The following is a 2678-nucleotide window of genomic DNA, read 5'->3' as shown; positions in this document are numbered from 1 at the left end:
GGGCGGGGGGCGCGGCGCGGGCGCCGGATCTGTCGTGCCGGTGGTAACCGGTGTCGGCCGATATCGGGCGGGAACGCGAGCCGGAGCCGCTACTCCGCCGCGCCGTACATCCGGTCGCCCGCGTCACCGAGGCCCGGGACGATGTAGCCGTGCTCATTGAGCCGCTCGTCCACGGAAGCCGTGACGACCGTGACCGGCGTGCCCGCCAGCTCGCGCTCCATGACCTCGACGCCCTCGGGCGCCGCCAGCAGCACGACCGCGGTCACGTCGTCCGCGCCGCGCTTGATCAGCTCCTGGATCGCCGCGACCAGGGTGCCGCCGGTCGCCAGCATCGGGTCGAGCACGTACACCTGGCGGCCGGAGAGGTCCTCGGGCATCCGGGTCGCGTACGTCGACGCCTCCAGGGTCTCCTCGTTGCGGATCATCCCCAGGAAGCCCACCTCGGCGGTCGGCAGCAGCCGCACCATGCCGTCCAGCATGCCGAGCCCGGCCCGCAGGATCGGCACCACCAGGGGACGCGGACGGGACAGCTTGACGCCGGTGGTCCGCGACACCGGGGTCTGGATGTCGATCTGCTCGGTGCGCACGTCCCGGGTGGCCTCGTACGCGAGCAGGGTCACCAGCTCGTCGGCGAGACGCCGGAAGGTCGGGGAGTCGGTGCGCTCGTCGCGCAGGGTGGTGAGCTTGTGCGCCACCAAGGGGTGGTCGACAACATGGATCCGCATGGGCTCAACAGTAACCGGGACCGGACAGCCTCTGGCATCTACGGGCACCTGGGGGGAAGGTGAGACGGACGTACCCTTCCAGCGCTGAGGTGGTGTGGCCGATGCCGGACCGGGAACCGATCGACGGACAGTACGTACAACTCGGGGAAACGCGGGAAAAGCAAGAAAAGCCGGAAAAGCGGGAAATACGGAAGCAGCGGGAACACGGCCGGCCCGGACGGCGCCCCGAGCGATCCGAACCACCCGAGCAGGAGAGCGACGCGGACCGCAGGCGGCGACGCGCCCAGTTCCTGCGTGAGCTGAACGAGGCCAAGGCCCTGCGTGAACGCGTCCAGCCGCGCCGCGCCAGGGCTGCCCGAATGCGCCAGGTCATGCGTATGCGCAGCTTCCGATGGTGACCGCGATGGGTCCCGGGTACACCCCGAGTGGACTCTTTAGCCGACTTTTTGACTGAACGCGTGCACGACGCAAGGCCGGAAGACCTCTCGCCAGGCCGCTGTTTCTGTCACGATTCCGAAGGGCGGGGCGTCAAGCGCACCGCCGGTCGTCACAACTCTGATCAGTGGGAGAGTCACGGTGTACTTCGCCGCACTGCTCGCGCGCACCGAAGACGGGTGGGAAGCGAGCGACACAGAGCTCGACGATGTAGAGACCTTGTCGGATCTGACCGACTTGGCTCACGAAGCCTCGGTGGACGAGGACACGGTGCTCGTCTTCATCGAACAAGAGGACGCGTGGTTCGGCCTCGTCCGGGTGGAGGGAGAGGACGATCCTCGTATCTTCGTCTCGGACGCGTCCGCCGCCGCCCGCTCCTCGTACGGAGAGATCCTCACCAAGGAACTGCTGGGCGGGGAATCGGACGACGATGCCGATGACCTGGACTCGCTGGACCTCGACGGCACAGAGGAAGGCGAGCCCGTGCGGGCTGACGACGAGGAGGACGAGACCTCGGCCTCCGCGGAGTCCGTGCCGCCCGGTCCGGCGGGGGATCGCGAGATCCTCGCCGACCTGGGGATGACGGTGCGGGAGCTGCTCGCCCTCGAGTCCGACGCCCTGGGTGAGATCGCGGACGCGCTGGGCGCCGCCGAGATGCTCGAAACCGTTCGCTAGTGAGCGGTGGCGTACCCGAACCCGTACTACCGGACGCTCCTCTGGCACTGCCGACAGTGCCAGAGCTGCCCGACCCCCTGCCCGGGACCGAACCCGTGCCCGACCCCGTACGCGCGCCGTGGGAGACGTATATGCGTCTCGCCGTGGCGGAGGCGGCCCGCGCCGCACTGGGCGGCGACGTGCCGGTCGGCGCCGTCGTGCTCGGGCCCGGTGGCGCGGTGCTCGCGACCGCCCACAACGAGCGCGAGCTGACCGGTGACCCGACCGCGCACGCGGAAGTCCTCGCCCTGCGCCGGGCCGCGGCGAAGCTCGGCGAGTGGCGGCTGACCGGCTGCACGCTCGTGGTGACCCTGGAACCCTGCACGATGTGCGCGGGCGCGCTGGTGCTGTCCCGGGTGGACCGGGTGGTCTACGGCGCGCGGGACGACAAGGCCGGTGCTGCCGGGTCCGTATGGGACCTGGTACGGGACCGGCGGCTGAACCACCGCCCGGAAGTGATCCTCGGAGTACTCGCGGACGAGTGCTCCGAACAGCTCTCGGCGTTCTTCAGGAGCCCGGGAAGCGCTCCCGGGGCCCTCTGATCGATATCGATTTCAGAGCACGGCCCACCTTGGGCTAAGCTCTCTCCCGGTAGCGTGTCCGAGCGGCCGAAGGAGCTCGCCTCGAAAGCGAGTGTGGCGCAAGTCACCGAGGGTTCAAATCCCTCCGCTACCGCTGAAGACGAAGGGCCCGGTCCCTGGACGCCGGGCCCTGGGGGGGGGGCCCGGGCCCGCCCTCCGGGCCGGGGGGCGGGGGGGGCCCCGGCGGGGAACCCCCCCCCCCGGGCGGGCGCGCCGCGAGCGG

4 protein-coding genes and 1 tRNA gene are annotated in these 2678 nt (G+C 70.5%); 4 read left to right on the top strand and 1 reads right to left on the bottom strand.

Annotated features, from left to right (window positions below; translation table 11 throughout):
- Nucleotides 1–89 precede the first annotated feature (89 nt).
- Entirely contained in the window at nucleotides 90–725 is a 636-nt protein-coding gene (gene upp / locus ACFWI9_RS29935; RefSeq protein ID WP_338671673.1) for a uracil phosphoribosyltransferase, read from the bottom strand.
- Between the two features lie 101 nt (nucleotides 726–826).
- On the opposite strand from upp, the gene ACFWI9_RS29930 reads away from it, so the two are divergent.
- From ACFWI9_RS29930 to ACFWI9_RS29915, 4 genes are all read left to right on the top strand, one after another.
- Nucleotides 827–1123, top strand: coding sequence for a hypothetical protein (locus ACFWI9_RS29930; RefSeq protein WP_387167066.1), 297 nt, complete (start codon nucleotides 827–829; stop codon nucleotides 1121–1123).
- Nucleotides 1124–1301: 178 nt separating this feature from the next.
- Nucleotides 1302–1835 carry a hypothetical protein gene (locus ACFWI9_RS29925; RefSeq protein WP_387167063.1) on the top strand — a complete coding sequence of 178 codons (534 nt, stop codon included), beginning with the start codon at nucleotides 1302–1304 and terminating at the stop codon, nucleotides 1833–1835.
- Nucleotides 1836–1891: 56 nt separating this feature from the next.
- Nucleotides 1892–2416, top strand: coding sequence for a tRNA adenosine(34) deaminase TadA (gene tadA / locus ACFWI9_RS29920; RefSeq protein WP_387167069.1), 525 nt, complete (start codon nucleotides 1892–1894; stop codon nucleotides 2414–2416).
- A gap of 48 nt (nucleotides 2417–2464) precedes the next feature.
- Nucleotides 2465–2549: transfer RNA gene (locus ACFWI9_RS29915), tRNA-Ser, on the top strand.
- Nucleotides 2550–2678: the final 129 nt, after the last annotated feature.

Source organism: Streptomyces sp. NPDC127084 (genome assembly GCF_042724175.1).
Taxonomy (GTDB): Bacteria; Actinomycetota; Actinomycetes; order Streptomycetales; family Streptomycetaceae; genus Streptomyces.
This window is presented reverse-complemented; position numbering and strand designations above follow the sequence as displayed.